We start from the raw sequence: 1,321 nt of genomic DNA, 5'->3' as shown, positions 1-1,321 counted from the left end.
GCTTCCACCCCGAACCTATCAACCTCGTCGTCTTCAAGGGGTCTTACATACTGGGAAATCTCATCTTGAGGGGGGCTTCACGCTTAGATGCTTTCAGCGCTTATCCCGTCCGTACTTGGCTACCCAGCGGTGCTCCTGGCGGAACAACTGGTACACCAGCGGTACGTCCATCCCGGTCCTCTCGTACTAAGGACAGCTCCTCTCAAATTTCCTGCGCCCGCGACAGATAGGGACCGAACTGTCTCACGACGTTCTGAACCCAGCTCGCGTACCGCTTTAATGGGCGAACAGCCCAACCCTTGGGACCTACTTCAGCCCCAGGATGCGATGAGCCGACATCGAGGTGCCAAACCTCCCCGTCGATGTGGACTCTTGGGGGAGATAAGCCTGTTATCCCCAGGGTAGCTTTTATCCGTTGAGCGATGGCCCTTCCATTCGGTACCACCGGATCACTAAGCCCGACTTTCGTCCCTGCTCGACTTGTAGGTCTCGCAGTCAAGCTCCCTTATGCCTTTGCACTCTTCGAATGATTTCCAACCATTCTGAGGGAACCTTTGGGCGCCTCCGTTACATTTTAGGAGGCGACCGCCCCAGTCAAACTGTCCACCTGACACGGTCCCCGAACCAGTTTCATGGTTCCAGGTTAGAACTCCGATACGATCAGGGTGGTATCCCAACGTTGCCTCCACACAAGCTGGCGCTCATGCTTCAACGGCTCCCACCTATCCTGTACAGATCGTACCAAAGTTCAATATCAAGTTACAGTAAAGCTCCATGGGGTCTTTCCGTCTTGTCGCGGGTAACCTGCATCTTCACAGGTATTAAAATTTCACCGGATCTCTCGTTGAGACAGCGCCCAAGTCGTTACGCCATTCGTGCGGGTCAGAATTTACCTGACAAGGAATTTCGCTACCTTAGGACCGTTATAGTTACGGCCGCCGTTTACTGGGGCTTCGGTTCACAGCTTCGGGTTACCCCTAACCGCTCCCCTTAACCTTCCAGCACCGGGCAGGCGTCAGCCCGTATACTTCGCCTTACGGCTTCGCACAGACCTGTGTTTTTGCTAAACAGTCGCTTGGGCCTTTTCACTGCGGCCCCCTCGTGCTATTCACACTACCGGGGCACCCCTTCTCCCGAAGTTACGGGGTCATTTTGCCGAGTTCCTTAACGAGAGTTCTTCCGCGCGCCTTAGCATGCTCTGCTCGCCTACCTGTGTCGGTTTGCGGTACGGGCACCTTCACCTGGCTAGAGGCTTTTCTTGACAGCCGGAGTACATGACCTTCGCTACTATAATTTTCGCTCCCCATCACAGCCCAGCCTT

General features: G+C 54.9%; 1 rRNA gene. It reads right to left on the bottom strand.

What is annotated here, in order from left to right:
• Positions 1 to 1,321, bottom strand: a 23S ribosomal RNA gene (locus tag AC0YN7_RS29675); the annotation flags it as partial.

Source organism: Paenibacillus sp. J31R122 (genome assembly GCF_056269185.1).
This window is presented reverse-complemented; position numbering and strand designations above follow the sequence as displayed.